General features: G+C 43.4%; 25 protein-coding genes. 10 read left to right on the top strand and 15 right to left on the bottom strand.

The genetic code is table 11. The features are described from left to right. Positions 1 to 58: 58 nt before the first annotated feature. From KRP56_03220 to KRP56_03200, 5 genes are all read right to left on the bottom strand, one after another. The gene (locus KRP56_03220) at positions 59 to 1423 is read right to left on the bottom strand and encodes an O-acetylhomoserine aminocarboxypropyltransferase/cysteine synthase (protein ID UAL08272.1); all 1365 of its coding nucleotides are present in this window, start codon (positions 1421 to 1423) and stop codon (positions 59 to 61) included. A gap of 323 nt (positions 1424 to 1746) precedes the next feature. Continuing rightward, positions 1747 to 2022: a hypothetical protein gene (locus KRP56_03215; protein ID UAL08271.1), complete on the bottom strand. Its 276-nt coding sequence runs from the start codon at positions 2020 to 2022 to the stop codon at positions 1747 to 1749. 84 nt (positions 2023 to 2106) lie between these two features. Beyond that, a complete protein-coding gene (locus KRP56_03210) occupies positions 2107 to 2373 on the bottom strand; it encodes a hypothetical protein (GenBank protein ID UAL08270.1) in 267 nt (88 codons plus the stop codon). Between the two features lie 87 nt (positions 2374 to 2460). Continuing rightward, complete coding sequence (locus KRP56_03205; protein ID UAL08269.1) at positions 2461 to 2661, bottom strand: hypothetical protein; 201 nt, start codon at positions 2659 to 2661, stop codon at positions 2461 to 2463. A gap of 105 nt (positions 2662 to 2766) precedes the next feature. Then, complete coding sequence (locus KRP56_03200; protein UAL08268.1) at positions 2767 to 3657, bottom strand: DUF6293 family protein; 891 nt, start codon at positions 3655 to 3657, stop codon at positions 2767 to 2769. A gap of 162 nt (positions 3658 to 3819) precedes the next feature. Between KRP56_03200 and KRP56_03195 the strand changes: the two genes are divergently transcribed. Together KRP56_03195 and KRP56_03190 are read left to right on the top strand one after the other, a co-directional pair. Beyond that, positions 3820 to 4257, top strand: coding sequence for a hypothetical protein (locus KRP56_03195; GenBank protein UAL08267.1), 438 nt, complete (start codon positions 3820 to 3822; stop codon positions 4255 to 4257). Positions 4258 to 4596: 339 nt separating this feature from the next. Continuing rightward, positions 4597 to 4737 (top strand): hypothetical protein, encoded by a 141-nt coding sequence (locus KRP56_03190; protein ID UAL08266.1) that lies wholly within the window; start codon positions 4597 to 4599, stop codon positions 4735 to 4737. Here the strand turns inward: KRP56_03190 and KRP56_03185 are convergent. Continuing rightward, the gene (locus KRP56_03185; GenBank protein ID UAL08265.1) at positions 4719 to 5255 is read right to left on the bottom strand and encodes a hypothetical protein; all 537 of its coding nucleotides are present in this window, start codon (positions 5253 to 5255) and stop codon (positions 4719 to 4721) included. The two genes, KRP56_03190 and KRP56_03185, sit on opposite strands and share 19 nt — an antisense overlap. Positions 5256 to 5315: 60 nt before the next feature. On the opposite strand from KRP56_03185, the gene KRP56_03180 reads away from it, so the two are divergent. Next, positions 5316 to 5690: a nucleotide pyrophosphohydrolase gene (locus KRP56_03180; protein UAL08264.1), complete on the top strand. Its 375-nt coding sequence runs from the start codon at positions 5316 to 5318 to the stop codon at positions 5688 to 5690. Positions 5691 to 5769: 79 nt separating this feature from the next. On the opposite strand, the gene KRP56_03175 is transcribed toward KRP56_03180, so the two are convergent. The 3 genes from KRP56_03175 to KRP56_03165 are packed head-to-tail and all read right to left on the bottom strand — an operon-like array spanning position 5770 to position 9092. Beyond that, positions 5770 to 6492, bottom strand: a complete 723-nt coding sequence (locus KRP56_03175) for a sel1 repeat family protein (GenBank protein UAL08263.1) — start codon at positions 6490 to 6492, stop codon at positions 5770 to 5772. A 5-nt stretch (positions 6493 to 6497) separates the two neighbouring features. Then, positions 6498 to 7601: an SEL1-like repeat protein gene (locus tag KRP56_03170; protein UAL08262.1), complete on the bottom strand. Its 1104-nt coding sequence runs from the start codon at positions 7599 to 7601 to the stop codon at positions 6498 to 6500. Between the two features lie 12 nt (positions 7602 to 7613). Then, positions 7614 to 9092, bottom strand: a complete 1479-nt coding sequence (locus tag KRP56_03165; GenBank protein UAL08261.1) for a sel1 repeat family protein — start codon at positions 9090 to 9092, stop codon at positions 7614 to 7616. A gap of 127 nt (positions 9093 to 9219) precedes the next feature. Here KRP56_03165 and KRP56_03160 point away from each other — a divergent pair, with 127 nt between their 5' ends. Then, the gene (locus tag KRP56_03160) at positions 9220 to 9879 is read left to right on the top strand and encodes a sel1 repeat family protein (protein UAL08439.1); all 660 of its coding nucleotides are present in this window, start codon (positions 9220 to 9222) and stop codon (positions 9877 to 9879) included. On the opposite strand, the gene KRP56_03155 is transcribed toward KRP56_03160, so the two are convergent. Continuing rightward, a complete protein-coding gene (locus tag KRP56_03155; protein ID UAL08260.1) occupies positions 9863 to 11539 on the bottom strand; it encodes a formate--tetrahydrofolate ligase in 1677 nt (558 codons plus the stop codon). The two genes, KRP56_03160 and KRP56_03155, sit on opposite strands and share 17 nt — an antisense overlap. Before the next feature lie 130 nt (positions 11540 to 11669). On the opposite strand from KRP56_03155, the gene KRP56_03150 reads away from it, so the two are divergent. Then, positions 11670 to 12308, top strand: coding sequence for an HAD family hydrolase (locus KRP56_03150; GenBank protein UAL08259.1), 639 nt, complete (start codon positions 11670 to 11672; stop codon positions 12306 to 12308). Here the strand turns inward: KRP56_03150 and KRP56_03145 are convergent. The 4 genes from KRP56_03145 to KRP56_03130 are packed head-to-tail and all read right to left on the bottom strand — an operon-like array spanning position 12286 to position 15727. Then, the gene (locus KRP56_03145; GenBank protein UAL08258.1) at positions 12286 to 13239 is read right to left on the bottom strand and encodes a hypothetical protein; all 954 of its coding nucleotides are present in this window, start codon (positions 13237 to 13239) and stop codon (positions 12286 to 12288) included. The two genes, KRP56_03150 and KRP56_03145, sit on opposite strands and share 23 nt — an antisense overlap. 18 nt (positions 13240 to 13257) lie before the next feature. Continuing rightward, the gene (cadA, locus tag KRP56_03140) at positions 13258 to 15147 is read right to left on the bottom strand and encodes a cadmium-translocating P-type ATPase (protein ID UAL08257.1); all 1890 of its coding nucleotides are present in this window, start codon (positions 15145 to 15147) and stop codon (positions 13258 to 13260) included. Then, a complete protein-coding gene (locus KRP56_03135; GenBank protein ID UAL08256.1) occupies positions 15144 to 15377 on the bottom strand; it encodes a cation transporter in 234 nt (77 codons plus the stop codon). The genes cadA and KRP56_03135 overlap by 4 nt, the downstream gene beginning before the upstream one ends. Then, positions 15374 to 15727, bottom strand: coding sequence for a metalloregulator ArsR/SmtB family transcription factor (locus KRP56_03130; GenBank protein ID UAL08255.1), 354 nt, complete (start codon positions 15725 to 15727; stop codon positions 15374 to 15376). Before KRP56_03130 ends, KRP56_03135 begins: the two co-directional genes overlap by 4 nt. Before the next feature lie 214 nt (positions 15728 to 15941). On the opposite strand from KRP56_03130, the gene KRP56_03125 reads away from it, so the two are divergent. From KRP56_03125 to KRP56_03105, 5 genes are read left to right on the top strand one after another with little or no spacing between them, the layout of a single operon-like run. After that, positions 15942 to 17993 carry an Hsp70 family protein gene (locus tag KRP56_03125; protein UAL08254.1) on the top strand — a complete coding sequence of 684 codons (2052 nt, stop codon included), beginning with the start codon at positions 15942 to 15944 and terminating at the stop codon, positions 17991 to 17993. A gap of 12 nt (positions 17994 to 18005) precedes the next feature. Further along, the gene (locus tag KRP56_03120) at positions 18006 to 21029 is read left to right on the top strand and encodes a zinc ribbon domain-containing protein (protein UAL08253.1); all 3024 of its coding nucleotides are present in this window, start codon (positions 18006 to 18008) and stop codon (positions 21027 to 21029) included. 4 nt (positions 21030 to 21033) lie between these two features. Continuing rightward, on the top strand, positions 21034 to 22287 hold the full coding sequence (locus tag KRP56_03115) for a hypothetical protein (protein ID UAL08252.1): 1254 nt from the start codon (positions 21034 to 21036) through the stop codon (positions 22285 to 22287). Beyond that, entirely contained in the window at positions 22284 to 23138 is an 855-nt protein-coding gene (locus KRP56_03110) for a hypothetical protein (GenBank protein UAL08251.1), read from the top strand. The genes KRP56_03115 and KRP56_03110 overlap by 4 nt, the downstream gene beginning before the upstream one ends. Next, on the top strand, positions 23135 to 24739 hold the full coding sequence (locus KRP56_03105; GenBank protein ID UAL08250.1) for an Hsp70 family protein: 1605 nt from the start codon (positions 23135 to 23137) through the stop codon (positions 24737 to 24739). Before KRP56_03110 ends, KRP56_03105 begins: the two co-directional genes overlap by 4 nt. Before the next feature lie 99 nt (positions 24740 to 24838). Here the strand turns inward: KRP56_03105 and KRP56_03100 are convergent, their stop codons facing one another. After that, a complete protein-coding gene (locus KRP56_03100) occupies positions 24839 to 25567 on the bottom strand; it encodes a pseudouridine synthase (protein ID UAL08249.1) in 729 nt (242 codons plus the stop codon). Positions 25568 to 25584: the final 17 nt, after the last annotated feature.

The following is a 25584-nucleotide window of genomic DNA, read 5'->3' as shown; positions in this document are numbered from 1 at the left end:
AAAAAAAATGCGTGCGCTGGAGGAAGAACGCACGCATTGATGATCCTGTATTCAGGCCTCAGATCTTTCCGAAGGCCTGCTCCAGATCATTGATCAGATCGTTGACATTTTCAATACCTACAGAGAGTCTCACTGTGCTTGGATATATGTGCTGCGATTTCAGCTCCTCCGCATTCAGCTGTGAATGTGTCGTAGAGGCCGGGTGGATCACCAATGATTTAACATCTGCCACATTTGCAAGCAATGAGAAGAACTGAAGAGATTCTGTGAACTTCTTTGCCTCTTTCTCTCCGCCCTTGATCTCGAACGTGAATATGGATCCCGCGCCGTTGGGGAAGTATTTTGTATAGAGCTCATGCGAGGGATGATTGCTCAATGCAGGATGACTCACACTTGCTACCTTGGGATTCTTACTCAGGTACTCCACGATCTTGAGTGAATTCTCCACATGCCTGTCCACGCGAAGTGACAGTGTCTCGAGTCCCTGCAACAGTACGAACGCGGTCACAGGCGAAATTGAGGAACCAGTATCACGCAATAGTACCGCTCTTATCCATGTTACGAACGTTATAGGCCCGAGTGCATCCGCGAACACGAGACCGTGATAGCTTGCATCAGGTGTCGTGAACTGAGGATATTTGCCGCTGGCCTTCCAATCGAAGTTCCCACCCTCGATTATTATTCCACCGAGTACAGTTCCGTGACCTCCTATGAATTTGGTCGCGGACTCCACTACAATGTCTGCACCGTGTTCCAGCGGTCTGAACAGATATGGTGTTGCGAATGTGTTGTCGACCACTAGGACGATGTTGTGCTTATGTGCTACCTTTGCGATCGCATCGATGTCCGTGACACTCGAGTTGGGGTTTCCAAACGTCTCCACGATTATGGCTCTTGTGTTATCTTTTATTGCTTTCTCGATGCTCTTAGCGTCAGGTTCGACCCATGTGGTAGAGATGCCGTAATTCCTGGGGAATGTATGCTCCAAGAGGTTGTATGTTCCACCATAAAGATTGTTAGCAGCAACAATATGCTGTCCAGAGGTCACAAGTGCTGTTAGCGCATATGTTATGCCGGCTGCACCGGTTGCCACTGCTAAAGCTGCAGACCCTCCTTCGAGTGCAGCGACCCTCTGCTCGAGTATGCCCTGGGTCGTATTCGTGAGACGCCCATAGATGTTTCCGAACTCTTTGAGCGCAAATCTGTCCGCGGCCTGCTTACTATCTTTGAAGACGTAGGAAGTTGTAAGATAGATGGGCACCGCCCTTGCATCAGTCGCTGGATCTGGATGCTCCTGTCCTACGTGTACTTGAAGTGTCTCGAACCTGTAGCCATTCTTGTTGTTAGGCCCTTTAGGAACGTCATTCCTATCCTCAGTCGTCTCTGCTTTTGCTGTTTCTTCTTTGTGTTTGAATAATGACATATTTTTCACCTGTTGATGCAACTTTTTGTTGCTTCTAACACTCATCATGCATTCCAAATACTTATTATCAATTGTTAAATTTATTCAAATATGAATATTATTCAAAAAATATGACATTAATTACCTAAATAAATTCATTAAAGAATATTAATTTTTAATAAATTAAAATTTAGACCATAATTGTAAAAGGAACTAAATTCTTCAAACCGATAATTAAGACTGCAAATATCGATCGGATGGCATGCAGATAACATCAAAATGTACCTACGCCTGATCCTGAAAATGATATCGCTCTAAACGGATATCATCCTATTAGATCTCGATCATTTCCAAAACTTGACAGAACGTAAGAATATTCCTGTAACAGAATTGTCCTCAGAAGACTTGCACTCAGATGAATTGCACGTCTTGGATTCCACAGTTTTAGAAGCATTTTGTTGAGCATTGGCTTCTGCTTCGCCGTACGTATAACTTGCTCCTTCCGACCTGTGTTCTATTGGGATCTTAGTTCCACATTCAGAACAAAATCCGAAATCCCTACTTTCATCGAGCATTATCTCTGCTTTGCACTCAGGACAGATAAAAGATTTGTAGCTCATGAGGCCTCCCATCATATACTACGATTTGAAACTTACCCTGTTTACAATACTCTATAGAATGGAGCGACATCTCACACATACTGTTTAATCTCTAGAATATAAATATCTGTATCTGTAAGGAACCGGTCCAGAATAACCTGTGATCTCCATGTAGGTTCTAAGGTCTGGCGTCCATTCTTCACAATTACCAACAGATAATTCTGGATTTATTAGATTGTAATGAAGGCTTCCCGTGCAGATATGAATGCAGACCGAAACATCCTCTGGATCACAATCATATATGACATTCCATTTACAAGACGAACAATTGTGTATTTCTATCGCAAGAGTTTGTTCACCGAACCGATCCATGACCGCGGCTTGCAATACACCTTATTAATCACTATACAGAGGTCACCGAAAGTACAGAACATATTCCGATCTGAAACATAAGACCTATCATCTCATCATTCCAAATTTTTCCATCATTTTCCCCCTTATCTCTGAAATTAGCATTGTTACAGTTTCAGGAGATTCCCCGTGGATCCTGATCAATTGATCTCTGACATCCGTCAAAATATCGTAAACAGTCATCAAAATGCAATATTCGTCCTCCTCTAATGTGTTCTTAGAACATGCATCCACATCAATTCTGTCCATGATCACGTCATTTAAACAAAGAAGATAAGCTCAAACACTACAATTAGTATAACTCAAATAAATACCACAATTCCGAATACCATCATTAAAAAAGCCTTCTAAAACTCACTGACCATTGAGCTTATTATCGAATGTATAGAACGTATCGACTATCCTCTGACCGTCTGGCAATACCTTCAACCTATTTTTCACTATATCGTCCTTCTCGACCCACCCGCTGTCCAACCAAGGAGTAACGTAATCTCTGTGATAATAAACGGCCTCGGTCTGATCCTGCTCAGGTTTATCCGGTGAAGGACTACCAGTATCACGGAACCATATACCTGCATGCTTGAAACAGTATACCATGTATTTTGCTGCTGTATGTTGTTTATTGCGTAATCTTTCAGAAAGGATCCTCAGACCAAGTACCAAATGTTCTTTCGGCATCTCCATTCTATACTTCGGGATCTCCTTGACATCACGAACCGATCTTGTAAGCCCTATGGGTCTTCCTGTGTCTTTATCGTAATAGGACTTTCTGATATTTTCTGCAGTATCGATCGTAAAACGATCGGTTATCACTGAGAACGATCTCACATCTGGATTCATCATAGATGCAATGACCGCGGCCGCGGTAAATTCGGAACTTCCAGAAGAGATATTAACGAATATCTCTGAATCTTTCTCGGATGCGATTATTGCAAGAACTGTCCTGAGCATCTCTGAAAAATCAAAGACCTTTGCAACATGTTCATATATCTCAACATTCTCAATATCATTTTCAATAGAATATTTGACCTCGTCGTAGAATTGCTGATAAATGCTGATCTTTTCCCTATATTCTTTTATCTTGTCATCTTCGCCTGGATGTCGTTTAGAAAATTCATCCAAATCGGTAACCCAGTGAATCAAATGTACCCTGTTGGTCTGATACGATACAATAGGTTCTGTGATCATTACAGTCTCGAACGTCACACACGCTATCATTACTCTGGATTTACAACCGGATAACATTACACCACGATATCTGATACACATACTGGTATTTCAATAATTACCAATATTACAAAATATTGTTATACGTGTACAAACTAAAGATCGACAAAATATCAAATAATACTCTCTTTCGATATAGCGCAAACAATCAAGTCAAAAAAGAACAAACATTAAGCATGAATGCACATACCATTGCACGATCAAATGAATACCGAAGAACAGATATTAGAAAGACTCAGACGCATAGAAGCAAAACTCGACCAATGCATAGCTATGAACAACGAGACTAGGATGACTTGCGATAGGATCATGCAAGAGATAATGACCTTAAAAGCAGGTCCAAATATAACAAATGAAATCAAAAAGGACCTTGAAGAAGAGAACAGATCAGAATCCAGAAAGGTAAAGATCCAAAGAGCAAGGGAAGAAAAAGAACTCATATTAGACAAGATATCGAAATTATCTAGAAAAAAAGAGATACTTAAGAACGATTACTTCAAAGCAAATATATCTGAAAGACCCAGTATAACAAAAGAAATAGATATCCTTGAAAAAGAACTTGAAGGTCTTCAAAAAGAACTTCAAAAAACAATAGAATATCAGCAATCTGTAATGTGATGTTAACACACATATTCAACTCCGGGATCGAATAATCCTATTGTTGTTAATGTATTATTAATTAAATCTGCAATTACCCAGGTACTTTAATTAATTTTTACTGATATTATTTTTTATTTGAGATCCTAAATCGAGAACTTACTGTTCTTTACAAAATATCCCATATCAAATTTTATTTTTTGTTTTGATCCAATTTTTAAGTAATATAAAAATTACATATATTACATATATTACAAAAATCTGTTATTATATTTTAAACACGTCTCTTCTCCTGTACTATGTGAAAATATAGTGCATCCCAAAACAATTTACAAACCTTTTACTAAAAAGGAGGACAATATGGAAATAAGTGTGGAATCTATGATTAGAAGATCCAATGAAGCAAAGGAGAGTGGTAAGTTCTTCGAAGCATTACAATATGCTCAAACAGCTTACTCACTCTGCCCCCAAGAAGATATGGATCACCACGTTTCATCTTGAACTGGTGTCCATGCTTTCAATGCGATATATATCGCAAAGAAACCGATCACAAGCAACATGAACGCAACCAGATCTGAAGGGATGATATCTGATAATGAATTCATAGCGATCACATAAACAAACATGTTCAATCCATTTAGAATTAAAAGATCCAGATCCTTCAAACGAAGGGCCATGAACATCAAGATCAAAGAACCTATAGCAACAACTGCCCTGAAAGAATCATTGTAACCTGAGATATCACTCATACCCAGACATATGGCTGCGAACCCAGTGAGCATAAAAACCATACCAACCAGGATATTAGAACAATATATTAGGTACAAAGCAGCGATCACAAGTATTATTCCCATAATGAATGCTGGTACTGTACAGGAAGGGTTGCCTTCGAAGATACTGTGTTGATCGTTTATCCTTGTAAATCCAACCATGACGAGATATAATCCCATTATGATGAATCCCATCACTTTTACAGAATTCTCTTTTGAATACTGATACATGCCCGTTACTTGCTTCATACATATTAAACAATTTTCAAAATTACAAACGTACTTAATATCAAAAATCCATCCCAACACATGAGCAACAGGGACATAACAATCGAAGAACTTCAGAACATGATCGCCAAATTCTGCAAGGAAAGAGATTGGGATCAATTCCATAATCCGAAAGACCTGGCGATCGGAATATCTACAGAAGCATCTGAACTTCTAGAACTTTTCAGATTCAAAGATGAAAAACAAAGTCAGGAAATGTTGAAAGACCCAAAGATGCGTGAAAAGATATGCGATGAATTTGCCGACGTTATGTATTTCGCCCTTAGATTCGCCCAGATGAATAAGATCGACGTCTATGATGCTTTATCTAATAAAATTGGGAAAAATGAGGAAAAATATCCAGTCGAAAAAAGTAAAAGCAACAATAAAAAATACGACGAATATTGGCCATTTTGATCGTCAAACCTATAACTGATATTACAAGATCCAACCATTGGCGATTCATATATCGATCACATTAGGTATCTCCTAAGATTCATAACGAACCGAGAATGCCTTTTGCTTCTTCATTGCCTCTTACAGCGGCCTTGGTGAGCCACTTCTTGGCACTGGGTACACTTCTTACAGTACCTTTACCATTGGCGAAGAGTTTTCCTAATTCGCACATGGCGTCCGCATTCCCTGCCTCAGATGCTTTGAAAAACAACTTAAAGGCCTTTTCAGGATCTGCTTTTACACCCCTTCCTTCAAGATGCATCCTACCAAGGCGTAGCATGGACATATCGTGACCTTCCTTTTGACATCTTTCGTAGATCTCTATGGCTTTCTTTGTATCCTGAGGAACTCCCCTTCCTTCCTCGAGCATCACACCTTTGCGATAGTCCGCTATCATCAATCCGCTCTCGGATGCTTTGGAATACCAATTATATGCTTCGACCCAATCTTGGTCTGTACCTGCGCCGTCAGAATACGCATTGGCAAGATTGAACATTGCTCTTGCATAACCCTGTTCCGCTGACAACTTATACAATTCAAAGGCCCGTATCAAATCTTGAGTGCATCCATGTCCGTGAGCCAACATGAAGCCTAGATTGCACTGACCCTCTGCATCACCTTGTTCCGCGGAAAGATCGAACCAGATTATGGCCTTACCGTGATCCTTTTCAACACCGTCACCTTGAAAATAGATATATCCGAGAGCATTTTGAGCATGAGGATCCCCACCTGAAGCAGATTCTAAGACTTCTTTGAAAGCCATGACACTTACCTTATGATGATAGGCACCGTATTTCTGACATATATCTCAGGATGCTCCATGTATTTCGATAATCTATAGTACGCAGTGAGATAACCGTGTGCTGCCGCCATAGTAAAATAATATATTGCCTCATTGACGTCCTTTGGAACCCCTCTACCTATCTCATATAGGGTTCCCATTATGAACTGCGCATCCTCGGAACCTGCCATGGAGGCTTTATTCATGTATTCAAGTGCCATGCTATCGTTCCTTTTCATTAGGTATCCATCATGGTATATCAGAGCAATAGTGTACATCGCCACCGGGTCACCAAGATCGGCTGCCTCCTGATAATTATCAAAGGCCTCCTCATACTGGTCATTGCTCAAACAGCTGTCCGCGTAGGCCAAAGCTGTCTCCCTCATGGTCCTTTCCTTGGCAGCCTCTGTATGAGAAAGTCTGAACTCCCTGTCTTGAAGTGATTCTTCTTTTACTCCGCTTAAAACATTAAGAACGAATTGCCACGAGATATAACATGACTCGTGACCCATATCGGCACCGAACTTGTACCATCTTCCAGCTTCAAAAAGGTCCTTCTTTACACCGATGAGCCCGTACTCATAATTTCTACCTATCCAGTAGAACAATTCCGCATTGCCGTGAAGGCCCACCCTCGAATAGAGCATTTCCTCTTCGGCCTTATCGACCTCCGTACCTATGCCCTGTCCGTACATGTAACCCAGCAGGAACTCCGCCATAGGAAGATTCTGATCGGCGGCCAAGTGCATCCAATTGAATGCTACATGCGGGTTGCTAGGTATCAGAACACCACTCATGTTCATAAGTGCCAACTCTAACCTGGCTTCAGGTATTCCGGCACTTGCCGCCTTCTTCAGATAATATATGTAATATTCATTGTCCACGTTGGTTATCGTACCATCGCGAAAAGCCTTTGCAAGCTCCCATTTCGCCCTAGAACAACCATTCTCCGCAGACCTCATATACCAGTCCATAGCCGCTTCGTCATTCTGTTCAATGTTCTTACCATAATGATACATGTACGCCACACCCAATCCTGCATATGGGTTGCCGAGTTCGGCATCGTGAAATATCATATCATCCTTGACCATTACAGCACCTATTCAACGGATCTTTTCTGCTTTGATCTTATCGATCAATGCAACGGCGTCGGCATCTCCTTGCTTTGCAGCCATTGCGAGATATTTCTTGGCCAACGGGATATTCTTGAGCACATACTTACCTTCAGAATAGATCTTACCCAAATAATACTGTGCCTCGTAGTAGCCATGATCATCAGCGGCCTCATGCAACATTGCCACCCCACTCTCGACGTCTTGCGGAATATCCTTGCCACTGACCATCATCATACCTAAAAACGATTTAGCGGCAGGTTGTCCCTGCTCAGCGGCCTGTTCGAACCATGAAGCGGCCTCCTTTGCATCCTTGGTACAACCTCTACCTTCGTAACAGAAACACCCGAGACAATATTGGGAGTTCGCATCGCCCATTTCAGCTGACTCTCTGAACCATTTTGCGGCCATCTCATCACTTTTTTCAAAATGGATACCGTTGCCATACATACAAGCCAATGCGTATTGTGCTGTTCCATCACACCTATTGGCAGCTACTTCGAACCATTTCGCCGCGATGTGCTCATCCTTTGGCAGCATGGTCCCTTCGAACCGCATATTAGCATAATCTACCATGGCTTGCTGAGATCCTCCTTCACAAGCCATCTCGAGATATTTGATTGCAAGACCTGTATCTCTCTTAGCACCTTCTCCGAAAGCATAGGTCATGCCTATCTGATATGCTGCCTCTATGTGGCCTTGGTCAGCTGCAGCTTGGAACAATTGTGCTGCTCTCTTCGGATCGTAATACTTGGTCTTTTGCGCACAACAGAACGCTGCCATTGAGTATTGACCATCTTTATTACCAGCACTGGCAGAGAAAGTATACCACTTTGCAGCTTCTTTAAGATCCGGTTCAGTAAAACATAGGCCTTCTTCGTACATGCTCCCTATTCTGTACATGGCCTCACCGCTTCCGAGGTCTGCCGCTTTTTTCAACCAATACATGGCCTTTTCTTTATCTTTACTGACTCCTTTTCCCATCAGATACATGAATCCGATGGTGCTCATGGAATCTATATTGCCTTTCTCCGCACATACTGTACAGTAACTCAATGCTATCTTGTGATCCTTTTTGACAAGCGCCCCTCCGTTACTGTATATCTCGAACAATTTGGAACATGCGTCCACGTCCCTTTGTTTGGCCTTGAATTTAAGTGATAACAGGTCATCGAATGCTTGCCCTTCACCCAGCTTATCATACTCTGTCATCAACAGCAACGCTTCTGGATTGTTTCCAACAGCTGAAGATCTGAACATTTTGAAAGCGGATATCCTATCCTGATCAATATGAGTCCCCGTATAAAGAAAAAGACCGTATATGTATTGTGCTTCGATATTTCCCTGAGAAGCCAGCGGCTCAATGGTGGAGAGTGCCTTCTTCATGTCGTAATTTTTGGAACTGACGTCCATGATGGAAAGCGCAGCGAAACATTGGTCGTCCTCGCTGATGATCGATTGTGAGCTCATAACTGGAAAACATTGTAGCATCATATTTATCACTTTCATTCGTCCTATAAAAAACGGTACAAAACAACAAACGTTATTACTAGGTCCAAACATTCCGGGCATTATGGCAGTTCCCACACCTACAGCTATGGACCCATTGGAATGGGCCAAGTTCGTTATCCGTAATAGATCGGAGTGTGACTATCCAACTGCTTTTTCGATACTTTCTTCTAAAGCGAATGAAGGTGATACTGATGCAGAATTCTGTCTAGGGCTTATGTACGCAAGAGGTCAAGGGGTCCCTAGGGATTTCAATGCTGCAAGAACATGGTTCCAAAAAGCCTCGGATGAAGAACACCTTACCGCCATGTACTTCTTGGGCAAGATCTACATCAGAGGATATGGAACCGATAAGGACATACGCAAAGCGATGGAATGTTTTAGACCTCCGGCAGAGAACGGCGATGCCAGAGCACAATACTCACTAGGACTGATATATTTTGATGGTGAAGAAATAGGAAGGGACCTTCAAGAATCTGCAAAATGGTTCACTATGGCTGCGAACGGAGGTAATTCCGAAGCACAGTTCATACTAGGACAGTTGTATAAAACTGGTGTAGGGGTTCCAAAAGATACGGAACAAGCATTGGATTGGCTTGTTTCTGCAGCATTGAATGGCCACAGAGGTTCTCAGATCTTGATAGGCAATATGTTCAATACCGGGGATGGCGTACCAGAAGACAAAGAAGAAGCATCCCGCTGGTATGACATGGCAAAAGGAAACAACAAGGTCACTTCAGACCAATGACCTTGCCTTCACAATCAAGATCCATTCTCATTGCAGCAGGTTCGCTTCCCAGTCCGGGCATCAGCATGATCGACCCACATATCGGTACTATGAAACCTGCCCCTGCAGAAAGAGTGACCTCCCTGACATTGAGCATCCATCCTTTCGGTGCACCTTTCAACTCAGCTTTATCTGAGAGAGAATATTGTGTCTTTGCGATACATACCGGAAGTCTTCCGTAACCCTTTTCCTCCAGGTCCTTTATGGTCTTTGATGCCATCGGACTGTATTCCACTCCGTCTGCACCGTAGATCTCCCTGGCGATCTTCTCGATCTTTGCCTTGACAGGTATGTCGTTTTCATAAAGGAACCTAAAGTCCTTTTTACCTTCATCTATGATCTTCACAACCTTCCTGGCAAGTTCGGCAGCACCCGCGCCGCCTTTCATGAATGCATCTGATTTGACACATTCCACACCAAGGCCTGAACAGTGATCACAAAGCATCTGAATGTGCTCAGGATCATCAGACGCGAAATGATTGATAGACACGATAACAGGTATTCCGTACAGCCTTATGTTCTCGATATGCTTATCAAGGTTGGCCAGTCCCTTGACCAGAGCCTCTCTGGTAAATGTTTCCGGTTTCTTGACCTCTGCCCCTCCGTGCGTCATGAGCGCACGTACGGATGCCACCAAGACAGCACAATCAGGAGAGAATCCCGATTGTCTACAGACCACATCCATGAACTTCTCTCCTCCGAGATCGGCCGCAAATCCTGCCTCTGTAACAACATAATCTCCCAATTTGAGGGCCGTCTTGGTCGCTATTACACTATTGGTTCCATGCGCAATATTCGCGAACGGAAAACCGTGCACGAACACTGGCTGACCTTCCAAAGTTTGAACAAGATTTGGTTTTATTGCATCCTTCAGAAGGATCATCATGGCTCCGACACAACCAAGATCCTTGACTGTGACGATATCTCCTGAATATGTGTATGCAACCACCATCTGTTCAAGCCTTGATCTGAGATCATCGTATCCCAAAGCTAACGCCAATATGGCCGAGATCTCCGATGCAGAAGTGATCAAAAATCCGCTCTGGTGGGTCACTCCGCCCGTTACCCTGCTGTCACCCAAACCTACGACTATACTTCTAAGCTCCCTGCAATTCATGTCCATGGTCTTCTTGAGAACGATACGAGATGGGTCTATCCCCAGACGATTCTCCCTTACAAGCTGATTCTCAAGTACGGCCGACAAAAGGTTGTTTGCAGATCCGACAGCATGTATATCACCTGTAAAATGAAGATCGATATCCCACATCGGATATACTTGCGAATATCCTCCTCCTGTCGCCCCTCCCTTGACACCAAAGGTAGGTCCAACAGACGGCTCCCTTAATGCTCCGACCACACTTTTTCCAATATAAGCTAGACCTTGAATGAGCCCGATCGTTGTGACCGTCTTCCCCTCTCCAGCCGGTGTCGGGGTGACAGCTGTTACCATAATCAGCTTGCCATCCCTATTGTCTTTGTATCTTTCAATTACATCCAATGGGACCTTGGCGATGTATTTACCATATTGCTCTATGCTGTCCGCGGCAAGGCCGATGGTCTCCGCGACCTCTGTGATGCGTTTCACCTTCGCATTCTCTGCGATCTCGATATCATCCATCATGGTCACTCCAATTATACATTATTCAGTGCGTGTTATTAAATCATACAGAAGAACAAGGTTCCTTTGAGCATGATGCGTATATAAAAATGAAAATGAAAACAGCAATAAACCTCCTAGACAATGCAGACCTGTGAAAGAGTACGATACATACATTTTCGACCTCGACAATACGCTCGTCGATTCCAGTCACGGGTTGGAGATCGCGCTACGCGCCGGATTCAAGGAATTTGGAATACCTTACGATCCGAGTAAATATGATGAATATGTGACAACACCTATGAGGGACACTTGGGAAAAATACAAACCGAATTGCCCCTGTAAATTCAGAGATTTCTTTAGTATTGTAATAACTACATACGATACGTGCTACAAAGATGCAGTAGAACTCTTCCCCGATGCAAAAATATGCATATCTGAACTATCAGCAAGAGGAAAGAAGTTGGGTATCGTCTCCAACTCCCTTACACCGCACATCGATGGTATATCCAACAGACTGAACTTCAATCATTATTTCGGCTCCATGGTCGGTTCTGACAGATGTATCAACGGAAAACCAGACCCTCAACCCGTCCTGCTATGTCTGAAAGAACTTGGTGCCGATCCTTCGAAAGCCGTTATGATCGGGGATTCGATCAACGATATAAGAGCAGGGTCCAGAGCAGGGACCGATACGATCTTCTTGGACAGAAAGAAAAAAGGAGTGTCTTGTAAATCGAATGAGACCGTGAACGACCTCACAGAGATCCTCACTCCGTTCCATCTATCCTGATGAACTGAGAATTCTGTCTTCTTTTCATATCTTCAATCAATTGATAAGCGGACTGATTTCCAGCATTTGCAGCTTTACCTATCGCTTTGAATCCTAGATCCAGATCTTTCTCGGTGCCTAGACCATCCAAGTACATACGTCCCAACATGAGATACGCATCACCGTCATCCGTCTCCTCCGCGACCTTGCTGTAAAGTTCGAATGCCTTGACAAAGTCCCTGTCCACTCCGTCACCCTCGTAATACATGGTTGCAAGATTGAAAGTAGCGGCCGGATACCCATGATCAGAACATTTTTGATACCACTGAGCTGCTTCTTTCTTCCCTCCAGGAACCTTGCCGTCATATGCTAACGATGCCATTTTGAACTGAGCCTCGGGAACCCTTCTTAACGCAGCTCCCCTGAACATCTGTAGGGCCGTTGCATCATCCTTCTTGACCCCTATGCCGTTCTCCAGCATATATCCGCATTTGAACATCGCAATAGGGTCCTCTGCTATTGCGGCTTGCTCATACCAAACAAACGCCTCCTCCATATTCTGATTGCCGCCCACCCCGTAAAAATAGATGTCCCCGGCGACAATGAATGCCATCGTCATTCCCAACTCGGCACATCTTATGAAATACATTCTGGCCTTGTCAACATCCTGCATCGGCCCTTCTTCCATCATCATGGAAGCGAGTCTGAACATGGCGGCAGGATGTTCCTGAGAAGCAGCCTTTTCATAGTATTCTATCGCACGGGGAATATCCTGCTGTATCCCATTCCCGGTCACCAACAGCTCTGCCAATCCGAACTGCCCGTTAGCATGACCGTCCGCAGCCACTCTCTTGAACATCGTGGCTGCGAACGTCGGATCTCTGGGAGCACCATTGCCTGAAACATATCTCAAGGCCAATATGCACTGTTCTTTGGCAGTTTGCTCATCCATGATGCAAGTAAGGATTTCTCAGGTATTGATATCTTCGCTCCCAGATGTAATAACGTCTGGACCTACGCCTTTGGTCCTGAGACATCTCATCGCATTGAGTATTGCTATTATCGATACACCAACATCACCGAATATCGCAGCATACATACCGACGATGCCGGCTGCGGCCAATACGATTATTATCGCCTTAACGCCCAAAGCGAATATTATGTTCTCATGCACGATCCTCATTGTACGTCTTGAGATCCTGACTGCGGTCACCACATTCGAGGGGGCATCATTCAGAAAGACCACATCCGCAGCCTCTATTGCAACGTCTGAACCGATTCCTCCCATGGCTATTCCCACATCCGACCTGGCCAATGATGGTGCATCGTTGATACCGTCGCCGACGAAGACCGTGCTGCCATTGGACTTGGATATGATTTCCTCAAGAATAGTAAGTTTATCTTCCGGCAAAAGTTCAGAATGCACTTCATCCAGTCCGAGTCTTTCTGCCATATCGTCAGCGACCTCACGGTTATCTCCCGTCAACATGACCGTTCTTACACCCATATGCCTCAAAGAGTTAATCGTCCATCTTGAATCGTCCTTGGCCTTATCGGATACCGAAATATGACCCAAATATCCGTTCTCTGATGCCAGATGTACCTTGGTGCCTTTACAACAATTCTCTATCGGTGTTTGACCTATGCTCTTCATCATTTTGGAATTCCCAACATTGATCGTCGACTCCCGAACCTCGGTCACAACGCCTTTTCCAGGGATTACCTTGGAACTCCCTATCACTGTGGGATCGATATCCTTGCCATACTTTTCCTTTATACTCATCGATATCGGATGATCGGAATAGAATTCCGCCTCTGCTGCCAACTGTACCAATTCGTCCTCGGACATCTGATTAGAATGAATATTACTGACCGAAAATGATCCTTTTGTCAGCGTACCAGTCTTGTCAAAGACCACTGTATCGGTCTTGGCAAGCATCTCCAGATAATTCCCTCCCTTCACGAGTATTCCAAATTTGGAGGCGCACCCCATACCACAGAAGAAACCCATCGGTATAGAGATGACCAATGCACATGGACATGAGACCACAAGCAATGTCAAGGCCCTATATGTCCATGTCTGGACATCCTGTCCGAAGAAGAATATAGGCACAAAAGCAACTAAGAATGCCAATAGACAGACAGCAGGTGTATAATATCTGGCAAACGTAGTGATGAATCTCTCAGACCTGGCTTTTCTGGAAGCTGAATCTTCGATGAGCTCCATTATACGGGCTGCTGCAGAATCCTCATAGACCTTGGTAACCTTAGCGGTCACCTTTGCCGAAAGATTGATGAAACCACTTAGAAGCTCATCTCCAGCGTCCACATCACGCGGCATGGACTCTCCAGTCAACGTTTTGGTATCCACCGATGTTGAACCGTCAATTATCAAGCAATCTAGCGGAACCTTCTCTCCGGGCTTAATAACAATCAATTCATCAATATGAACATCTTGGGGATCGACCTCTATGACCTTTCCATCTCTGATCACATTTGCACTCTCAGGAACTATGTCCATCAACGCGGATATGGAACGTCTAGATCTATCGATGGCATATCCCTCAAACATTTCACCGACTATGAAGAACAATACCACAGCCAGACCCTCTGGATATTCACCTATGGCAAATGCACCCAGCGTCGCTATCAATGTAAGAAGATTCTCATCGAACACATCACCATGACGAATATTGTGCGCACATTCAACAACGACATCGTATATGCAGATGACATATGCAATACCAAACACGATCAATTGGACTGTATCATCTGCACCGGACAAGAACTTGAGATACAGGCCCACGATAAGAAGAACAGAGGCGACCGTCACCTTTATGACGTCAATACTAATCCTCACCGATAGACCTTCTTCAATGATACTTCTGCCTTTGGTTCATATTTATGGACCGTCGACATCGCAGCTGTAATTATACTGTCCATATTCCCCTCGGAAGTTTCCAAGGTTATCCTCTGTGTCATAAAAGCATATGTGACAGAATCGCACCCTTTTATTGTCCTTAATCTATCCTCTAATTTTGATGCACAATTAGGACAGCATATCCCCTTAATCTCTAAGACTGCTTTCATTCCCTACCCTCTCTTCTGTGTTCCAAAGCCATCTCCAAAATCAATTTTACATGGTGGTCACAAAGAGAATAGTAGATGTTCTTGCCGTCACGTCTCCCTTTGATAAGATCAGCATCCTTCAGTATCCTCAGCTGGTGCGATACAGCAGATATCGACATACTGAGGGTTTCACTTAATCCACAAACGCACATCTCTTCCACGGTGTCCAATGTCCATAATATCCTTATCCTGGTACTATCTCCAAAAATTTTGAATAATCCAGAAACGTCATCAACCATATGGGCATTCAACATCGACATGCGGGCTTTGTCAATATCTTCGGGTTTCATTCTACAGTCTGTCGGTAACATTGTAATCACTTGAATACTTGTTCAATTGAACTAACATACAAATTAAAATATATAATTCTAATGCAGAATTTGACTAATTACAAAAATACGAAATCCATAGATGATACATGTAACATGATACAAAAATTCAATTGCAAATATTATCGCTACGAATTTCGTAGCATGGTTGAATGCAGTTTTATATTAAAAGCGCAATACAAGTAGTGATGGGATTATGAAGGTAGGAATCGACCTTGGAACAACTCACTGCTCAGTAGCAGTTTACGATAAGAAAACAACAAAAACAGAAATCATTCCAAACGCGTTTGGAAAGGACATTACGCCGTCAGTTATTTGTTTCCTCGAAAAAGGGGAAATCCTGATCGGAGAAGATGCCAAAGACATGCAGGCTGGCGGTGCAGGTATCATCGCAGCGGCCTTCAAACGTGGAATGGGAGACAATAGCTTTACAGTTGAGGCCTTCGGAAAGGTCTACACGGCAGAACAGCTCTCAGGGATGCTTTTGAAAGAAGTAATAAAAGAAGCGGAAGAAAAATCTGGACAAAAGATCGATTCCGCCGTAATAACTGTACCCGCATACTTCAACGATTTCCAGAGAAAAGCGACAATACGCGCCGGAGAATCCTGCGGAATAAAGGTCCTGAAGATCGTCAACGAACCCACTGCGGCCGCTATATCTTACGGATACAACCGTTCTGTCGATAAAACAGTCATGGTGTACGACCTCGGAGGAGGAACCTTTGATGTCACTATCGTCAAGATAAAAGGCGGAAACATTGTAGTGATTGGAACAGATGGAAACCACCTCCTTGGAGGAAAAGACTGGGATTCAGTCATAACAAAATACATCTGTGACAAATTCCAGGAAGAGTTCGGAATGGACCCCAGAGAGAACGAGTCTAAAAAGAACGAACTAATTGTTGCTTCAGAGAATTACAAGAAGATCCTTACTAAAGCCGACAATGTTGCAATTCAATTAAAATACGAAGGTCACGCTGGAAAATACACTCTCACACGTGAAGAATTCGACCTTAAAACACAACACCTTCTCAATGCTACAAGGGATGTCGTCCTGAAATTAATGGACGATCTTCAGATGAAATGGGAAGATATCGATGAGGTCCTCTTGGTAGGAGGATCCTCAAGGATGCCACAGGTACCCAAATTCCTCAAAAAACTCACAGGAAAGGACAACGTCATAGAGCACAGTGATACCGATCTTGCCGTGGCAAAAGGAGCAGCCATAGTCTCTGAACTTTACACAAGCGATAAGATTGGACTATCTGATCAGAAGGTCACTGATGTTACAGCACATAGTCTCGGTGCCCTTTCAACCAGTGTCGATGGAAAAAGATACATCAACGAGATCATGATCAAAAAGAACTCAAAAGTTCCTGTTAATGTCAAAAAATCATTTAAGATCGCAGAAGGTAACCTAACAGACAGGATCGAAGTCTACACACTTCAGGGTGAAAGCAAGAACCCACTAGACTGCTATGTCCTAGCAAAAGTCGTTATTACTGGATTTTGCAACGTTGGTAACGGAACACTCGTCGATATCGAATACACATACGACGACAACGGTGTCGTGAAGGTCAACGCATATCAGGACGGAGAAGCACTCAATGTAGATGCTGAAGCCGTTCCAGACGATATCTCTTGGATGGGAGAAGCACCCGGAGCAAGGCGCTCGGATGCCCCGATCTCGAGGAACATCGCCATATGTGTGGATCTGTCCAGAAGTATGAAGATCTCATTGGATGAAGTGAAAGATAGTATCAGGGACTTTGTTTCAAGTGTTTCCAACGAGAACACCAAGGTCGCATTGATCGGATTTGGTGACAAGGTCAAGGTCATAAGAGAACTTACTGCAGACTCCAACACGATAATCACTTCGTTAGATGACCTTAATGTTAACATGCTCGGAAGAGGAACGGATGCCAGTCCCCTTGGAACTGCACAAGCCGTACTCAGTGGAAAGCCTGGTGCGAAGATGGTGCTCGTCCTTACAGATGGAATCTGGGGTAAGAGGGACACAGCTGTCTCTGAAGCCATCACATGCAGAACAGGCGGCATAACCATCGTCGCAGTTGGATTCTCTGAGGCAGATACATCTTTCCTCAGACAGATTGCCACTGTTGAAGAAGGAGCCATGTTCACGACCCTTGACAAACTAGGAGATACGTTCAGCACCATCGCCATGGCCATCAACACAGGTGCCATGGGACTACGCGAAAGCGGAGAGAAGGCTAAACTTCAGCACTGATGAGGTCCGATAATGGCTAATGACAGGGAAAATTACTGTCGTCTGATCGGACTCAATCCAAACAAAGTGAGTACGTACAGTCCAGAATCCATCGAATCCAAAATCGATGAGAAAGAGAAGAAGTGGATAAAGGAGTTCAAAGATAAACAGAACGACCTTGACCGCAGATTCGTAATAGGAAAGATCCTGGAACTAGTACCGGATATGCATAAGGTCATGAGCGACCCTGCTCTGAAGGCGAAGGAATTCGCTGACGGACGCAGGGTGCTCGCAGCCAAAGCATCCAAACTCAACAAGGATTCGATCATACTTCACGACGGCACTCGCATCTTGCTCCCAGGAACCGCTGATGCACTGGTCAAAAAACTAGGATGGGACAATATTTCAAAAGCGGATCTCATTGAGGCCGCTGGCATCAAGGACATCTCTCCTGCACAAATAGTGAATCCCAGGGTAGCAAATGCATTTGCAGGAATGAGGGACGTCGGCGCATATATGCCCACAGACGTGCTTAACGAACTCATTGATAATGCCAGTCTGGAGATCAATGTGAACAGACTTAGAGAGGGCTGTTCCCTGTCAGACATGAGAAATGCTTTCGAGATCTGTGAGAAAAGAGTAGCCAATGTGAAACAGGACGTCCTGCCAACACAGGACTCTTATATCCAGACCTTAAGGGCCATCAAAACAATATTGGAAGACGATCCTGCAATGATGCTTCTTATGAAGTATGGAAATTGTATGAAGATCTTGGCTCCAGCAATGAGTACGATGGATGAAGATTATGGACAACCATTCTCCAGAGAATACATCGATAATCTGCTAAATGCTTACGTAAGAGGCACAGACGCGGACATGAACATGTCCGTTGCCATACTTGAGGATTATTGTATAAAGAAAAAATATCTTTCCAATTTCTCAACAAAAGATAGCAAACTGATCATATGCCCCAATTGCGGTGGAATGACAGAAAGCGGTGGGAACGCCATGTGCTGTTCCATATGCGGATTCAGCATCAAGACCAAATGCCCTAACTGTAACACAGAGCAATCATCCGGTAACAAAACTTGTATAAAATGCGGATTTGACTTCCAAGATAGTCTTAACAAGGCAAAGGTAATAGAAGAGAGATTCAAAAAGAACTTGGAATCTGGATTGCTTCAAAAAGCAGATGAGGATCTCAAGAATCTTAAAAAAACCTATTCCACATATCCTAACATCAGTGAACTTTCCCAAGATCTAGCTACTTCTATGGCCAAATACGACACAACAGTAAAAAATATTGAACAGTCGTATAAAATGAAGAAATTCAAAAGCTGTCAGATGTACTGTGAAAAGGCTATCAATGATTTCCCGTATATCATTGAAAATGATGTTGAACTAAGAAAAAAATATGAGGAAAGTATACAACGGGTCACTGATGCAGAAACCCTTTGTAAGAAGGCAGAGGAAACAAAGGACGAGGATGCTAAAATGGCATTGTTCGTGTCTGCTGCCGAAAGATGTCCCGACCATCCTGCAACAAAAGCTAAGATGATGGGGTACCCACCAGAATCCCCAGCGGATGCAACCATTCAGATACGCGAAGGAAAAGCTTTGCTCAAATTCGCAATACCTGAAGAAAGAAAGAATACAACATTCTGCATTTACAGAGCACACGACAGACTTCCTACAGTGAATGAGGACACGGAACCTCTAACTGAGATCCCAAACAGCGTCTATTTAGACAAAACAATGGACCCAGGCATCGATTATTACTATTCAGTATACAGTAAACGTTACGGTATACTATCGAAGGAAGCTGCTAGCTGCGGTCCTATCACTGTATTCGTTGAGGTCGAAAACGTCATCATCGAACCTATCGGCGGAGGATTGCGGATAAGCTACGAAAAACCAAAAGGATGTTCAAAAGTACGTATCTGGAGAAAAGAAGGTACCAATACAGCAGGAACAGGTGACGAAATAGAACTTAACCATAACGGTGTAATTCCCTTCGATGATTACGGTCTCGTAGGCGGAGTGAAATACTACTATCTTTTCGTTGCAGAATATGAGAATAAAGGCAAAATAGAAAGGTCTATGGGATCAGCATTCTCAGGTACAACTATAAAATTCCCAGATCCAGTAAGAGATATGGAAGTACGCTGGAACAAATCAGATGGATCATTCACAGCAAAATGGAAGAGCAAAGAGCAGGTCAGTCTATATTATTCGCCTAAAAAAGTGACGATGTATGGACGCATGATCCAACTGAGCGATCTAAATTCTTGGATGAAAGAGGTCCAACCTCTCGAAACATACGAAGACGGTATGAGATTCATGCTTCCTGACGGAGCAGTGCACTACATATATCCCATGATCTCCGCGGGCAATGTGGCTGTAAGAGGAAAAGATGTGATGGTAGCAAACCTGAAACCTTTCAGGGACGTGGAGAAAAAAATGAGCGGGAACGACTGCGATCTGACCATGAATTGGCCAAATGATGCCGAAACAGCGATCATAGCGATCAAAGACGATTCACCGGTTACCGATCCCAATGATATCACTGCAGAAAGAATAACTGTCAGCCGTGAAGCCTACAATTCCAACAAAATAGTACGCATACCTATGGGCAACTCCAAAAAGAGAGTCGCTACCATCTTCGCCCAGTATGATGTCGACGGCGAAAGACTGTACTCTCGCGGTATGAGTATCAATATATTCTCGGGCGACTACAACAAAGTGAAATACAAACTAGAAGTAGAAAAAGCCTCCAAAGTAGACTCAAAGATCCTTCTAAGCATAGAGACCGAGCCTCAGATAAAAGAGTTACCAGCAATGTGCGCCATTTGCGTAAGCGAAGGCATACCTCTAAAAATCTGGGACGGAGTGAATATCTGGACAAGTAAGACCCCCACACCGTTGAACAACGGAAAAACAGTCATAACTTTTATGGCTGGACCAAAATTGGACCTGAATAAGGTAAGGTTGTTCTTCTTGAATGAGGAGGAATATCATAACTTCAGATTTATCCACCCACTCTACAAGGAGAGCTGATACGATGGGAAAGAAAACATCTGACAATCAGGACCATGGTTATATCTGCCCGTTCTGTTTCAATTCAATAAATCTGAAAAGCATACACTATCAATGCACCAACCCCTCATGTACAAAACAATTCCTGAGGAACCTTTCAACAACTGATGCAAAAAAATACAGTTGCGGAAAAGATGATGAAGAGATAGATGTTGAGAAGACAATATTCCTAGGTAAGGACCCGATGGGATCTGATGCAGTAACTACGGACCATCACATCGTCAGGAATTCATCTGGTGTATGTGATATATGCAACAGATCAGCTTACAAGAGACTGTGTCCAATATGCCATAATCCTATCCCTCAAGGTGCGGAAGATGAAGGAAGCACAGTGTTTGTGATGCTTGGACCTAAAGGAGTCGGAAAAAGCCACTACATAGCCGTTCTCATAAATCAACTCAAGAACTCCTTCACACAAGAATTCGGAGCAACAATGAGCGCTGCTACGGACAATACCTCGTTGATCTATCGTGATACATATTACAAGAGATTATTCGAAGACGGAAGGAAACTAGCACCCACACCCTCATTCGAAGAAAGTACCGATGCCAGAGAACCTATGATCTATTACCTGAGATTCATCGAAGGCGACAGACCTAAGGTATACACTCTGGCATTTTTCGACACAGCAGGTGAGGACCTTTGTTCCACAAGCAAGATCATGGGACTGAATCTCAACTCGTTCATATCCCGTGCATCTGGAATAGTATTCCTTGTGGACCCTCTGCAGATCCCTTACATAAACAAAAGGATACACGTAGAGAACAAACCTGCTATCGGACCTAATGTATCTGAGATGCTTGCGAACATCTCGAACATAATCCGTGCCAGCAACAAATCCAAGACAAGGGACAAGATTCAGATACCTCTTGCGGTCGCATTGACCAAAAGTGATGTATTGATGAAATCACCTGAAGATGAAGAAGAAGAAAAGATCTTGTTTGGACTCAATTCCTCATTGAACATTGAACGCGAACGCGGAAAATATGACCGTTCAAACTTCGAACAGATAAGTGCAGAAGTTGAGGAATACTTACGCAGAGCAGTGTCCAACGAATTCACACAGAACGTAAAAGAATTCGAAAAGCACTGTTACTTCGCCGTTTCATCACTTGGAAGCAATCCTGTAGGAAGCATGTTGACCAGAGGTGTCTCCCCCATCAGAGTGGAGGACCCTTTCATATGGCTTCTTAACAACAACTCGGAGGAGACAAAATGAGCTCTAAGAAAAAGACCCCCACAAAAATGCTCAAGAACCTTCTGACCACTGGTTCGATAGAGAACGATGGCAAAGAAGATGTGAATGAGAGAGCCCCGACCGAGAATACGGTTGTTGTTCAGGAAGAAACAGAAAGAAATGAAGTGCTCATCGAGGACATAGTAAGGTCAGAACCTGTTCAAGAAAAGGTCAAGGAACCTATCGAGACAGAATCCAAACCCATGGTTGCAGACCACGAACCTGTTGTAACAGCAGAAGAGAAAAAAGAGCCTACAATCATTCAAAGTGAAGAACCTCTACCGACACAAGATGTCAAAGTGAACGCACCTACCATCGAAGAAGAAATAGAAGCACTAAGAAGGGATATAGCTCAATTCAGAACTGAGAACAGCGAATGCATTACATCTAAAGAACAACACAAGAACTATATGGATGCCGTGGCAAAGAGAGACACAGAGATCGCCAATAGAAAATTCATGAACATGCTGGAACAGATGTGTATCATGAGAGAGGATTTCTTCAAACTCTGCTCCGACATGGAAAAGAAACTCGATAAATTCAGTCCCAAGGACATCCTGGATTCATTTACCGCCTACAGCACGGATATGGAAAATATCCTTATTGATGCGGGTGTGCACATCGGGAAATTCGACTGTGAGAGACTAAACACGATTCATCAGAGAATCATCGATGTTGTGCCAACCGATGACGAGACACTTAACGGCACCATAGCAGAAAGACTGTCCTATGAATACGAATTCAACGGACGTATACTTTTCAAAGAAAAAGTGAAGATATATAAATTCACCACGAACAACCAATCAGAAAGATCAAACAACAAAGAGGAATGAAAATGGCAGAGAAATATTTAATCGGAATCGACCTTGGAACGACATATTCATGTCTTGCTTACATCGATGAGAACGGCGAGCCAATCGTAGAAAAGAATTTTGAACAAGAAGACACCACACCATCGGTAATCCTGTTCAATGACAACGGAGAGATCATAATAGGATCTCCTGCAAAGGACATGTCCATGATGTATGCCCCTGAGAGGACAATATCGGCCATCAAAAGACACATAGGAACTGACTATGAAGTTGATATTGATGGCGAGAAATACACACCAGTCACATTATCTGCTTCCATTCTCAAAAAAATGATCAACGACTTTAACGACAACCACGGCTGCGACATCAAAAAAGCGGTCATCGGCTGCCCTGCGTACTTCGGACAGAAAGAAAGAGATGCCACGAAGACAGCAGGAAAGGTCGCTGGATTGGAAGAAGTAACGCTCATCAACGAACCTACCGCAGCAGCGATCTCATTTGGATTGGGATCGGACGGTTCCAAGAAAAGAGTCCTTGTCTATGACCTTGGAGGAGGAACCTTTGATGTGACCGTCCTCGAGATCGAGGGACAATCTTTTACTGCGGTCTCAACCGATGGAGAAAGACTTCTTGGAGGAAAGGACTGGGATGCGATCATTACAAAACTGATCAAACAAAAGGTCATGACCGATGCAGGCGTAGAAGAATACGAACTCGATGAAGATGATGAAGTAAAACAATCACTTGTCCTGGACTCAGAAACGATCAAGAAGAGACTGTCCACAGCGGAATCCACAAAAGGAACGCTCAATGTAGGCGGAAAAAAGGTAGTCTACACCATAACCCGCGAAGAATTCGAGAATGCCAGTGCACCTCTGATGCAGACCACATTGGACATCATTGAGAAAACCCTGACCTCTAAGAAATTCACGATAAAGGATATTGACACCGTACTTCTGGTCGGAGGATCCTCAAGGATGCCCCAAGTAAAGAACGGTATCACAAAGAAATATCCCACCGCTGACGTCAAGATCTTCGATCCAGACCAATCTGTAGCCAAAGGAGCAGCAATGTTCGCAAAATCTGCAGCATGGGGAGCCGACGGTACCTCCAAAGTAGCAGAACCAAAGCTTGACAACTCTGGAAAGGTAATTGAAGCACCAATTGTCGCAGGAGAGATCTCGGTTCACAACGTACTGAGTAAATCCTTCGGAATCAAAGTCACATACGATGATGATTCTGAGAAGATCTCTAACATAATCTTCAGGAACGAGGTACTGCCAATAGTGCAGATCAACACCTACTACCCACAAGAAGACAACCAGACCTCGATAAAGGTCGAAATCTATGAGAACGGTGCCTACAACAAGGAAGAAGGCAAAAAAGTAGATCTTATCGAGGGATACCCTGTAGGAGATTTCGAGATGGAACTACCCGAGAATGTTACAAGGGATACACCCATCACAGTGAAATTCGTCGCAACCGATGAAGGAATCCTCATAGCATACGTTGACTGCCTTGACGTGCACACAGAGTATCAGCTCCAGAACAAACTCCAGATGTCCGATGCCGAAGTCAACCAGGCACAGGGATTGATGGACAAAGTTACCCACGCGGTCTAAATATTTTAGCGGGGTCATTCCCGCATTTCAATTTTTATTTTAATTAAAAGATCTACTGGTATTGCAAAAATGAATACGCAGTGAAATGATCATCCAAAATTACTTTTTTAAACCGAGTTGATCGTACAACTCATCACGTTCGATCTTAGAAATATTCCTGTGTCTTCCTTCTTTAAGACCCTTTGTCGTTATGTTCATGATCCTTACACGTACAAGTCTGACAACATCATATCCAAAATAATCACACATGCGACGTATTTGTCTATTGAGTCCCTGTCTCAGTATTATCCTAAATTCCCTTGGTCCTGTCTGTTCGACAAAACATTTCTTTGTGACCTTCCCCTCAATAATAGGTACACCTTCTGACATCCCCTTTAGAAATGCGGGCGTTATATCTTTGCTGACCTCCACAAGATATTCCTTCTCGTGCTCAGCACGAGAACGCATGATGCCATCAGCAAGTTCACCGTTGTTGGTCAACAACAAAAGACCTTCAGAATCCTTATCAAGTCTTCCGATGGAATAGATGCGTTTATGATATCCTATGTAGTCGATGACATTATTTTTATCCTCTGGATTGGAGGTACATGTTATGCCTACTGGCTTATAGAATGCAAGTATGATGTCCTCTTCTTCTCTGGATATCTGTTTACCGTCTACACACACAACTGAGTCTGGAAACACCTTGTCACCTAGGACGGCCTTTCTTCCATCGATCGTAACATGCCCATCCTCTATAAGCCTGTCAGATGCTCTTCTGGATGCTACTCCTGCTTCGCTTATGAATTTATTGAGACGGGTGCCTTCATTTCCCTGTATCTCTTCCATATTGATAGTGTAACAGT

Origin of the sequence: Candidatus Methanogranum gryphiswaldense (assembly GCA_019262145.1) — an archaeon.
GTDB classification, from domain to species: Archaea; Thermoplasmatota; Thermoplasmata; order Methanomassiliicoccales; family Methanomethylophilaceae; genus Methanogranum; species Methanogranum gryphiswaldense.
Note: the sequence above shows the minus strand (reverse complement) of the source record. Positions and strands in the feature narration are given on the sequence as shown.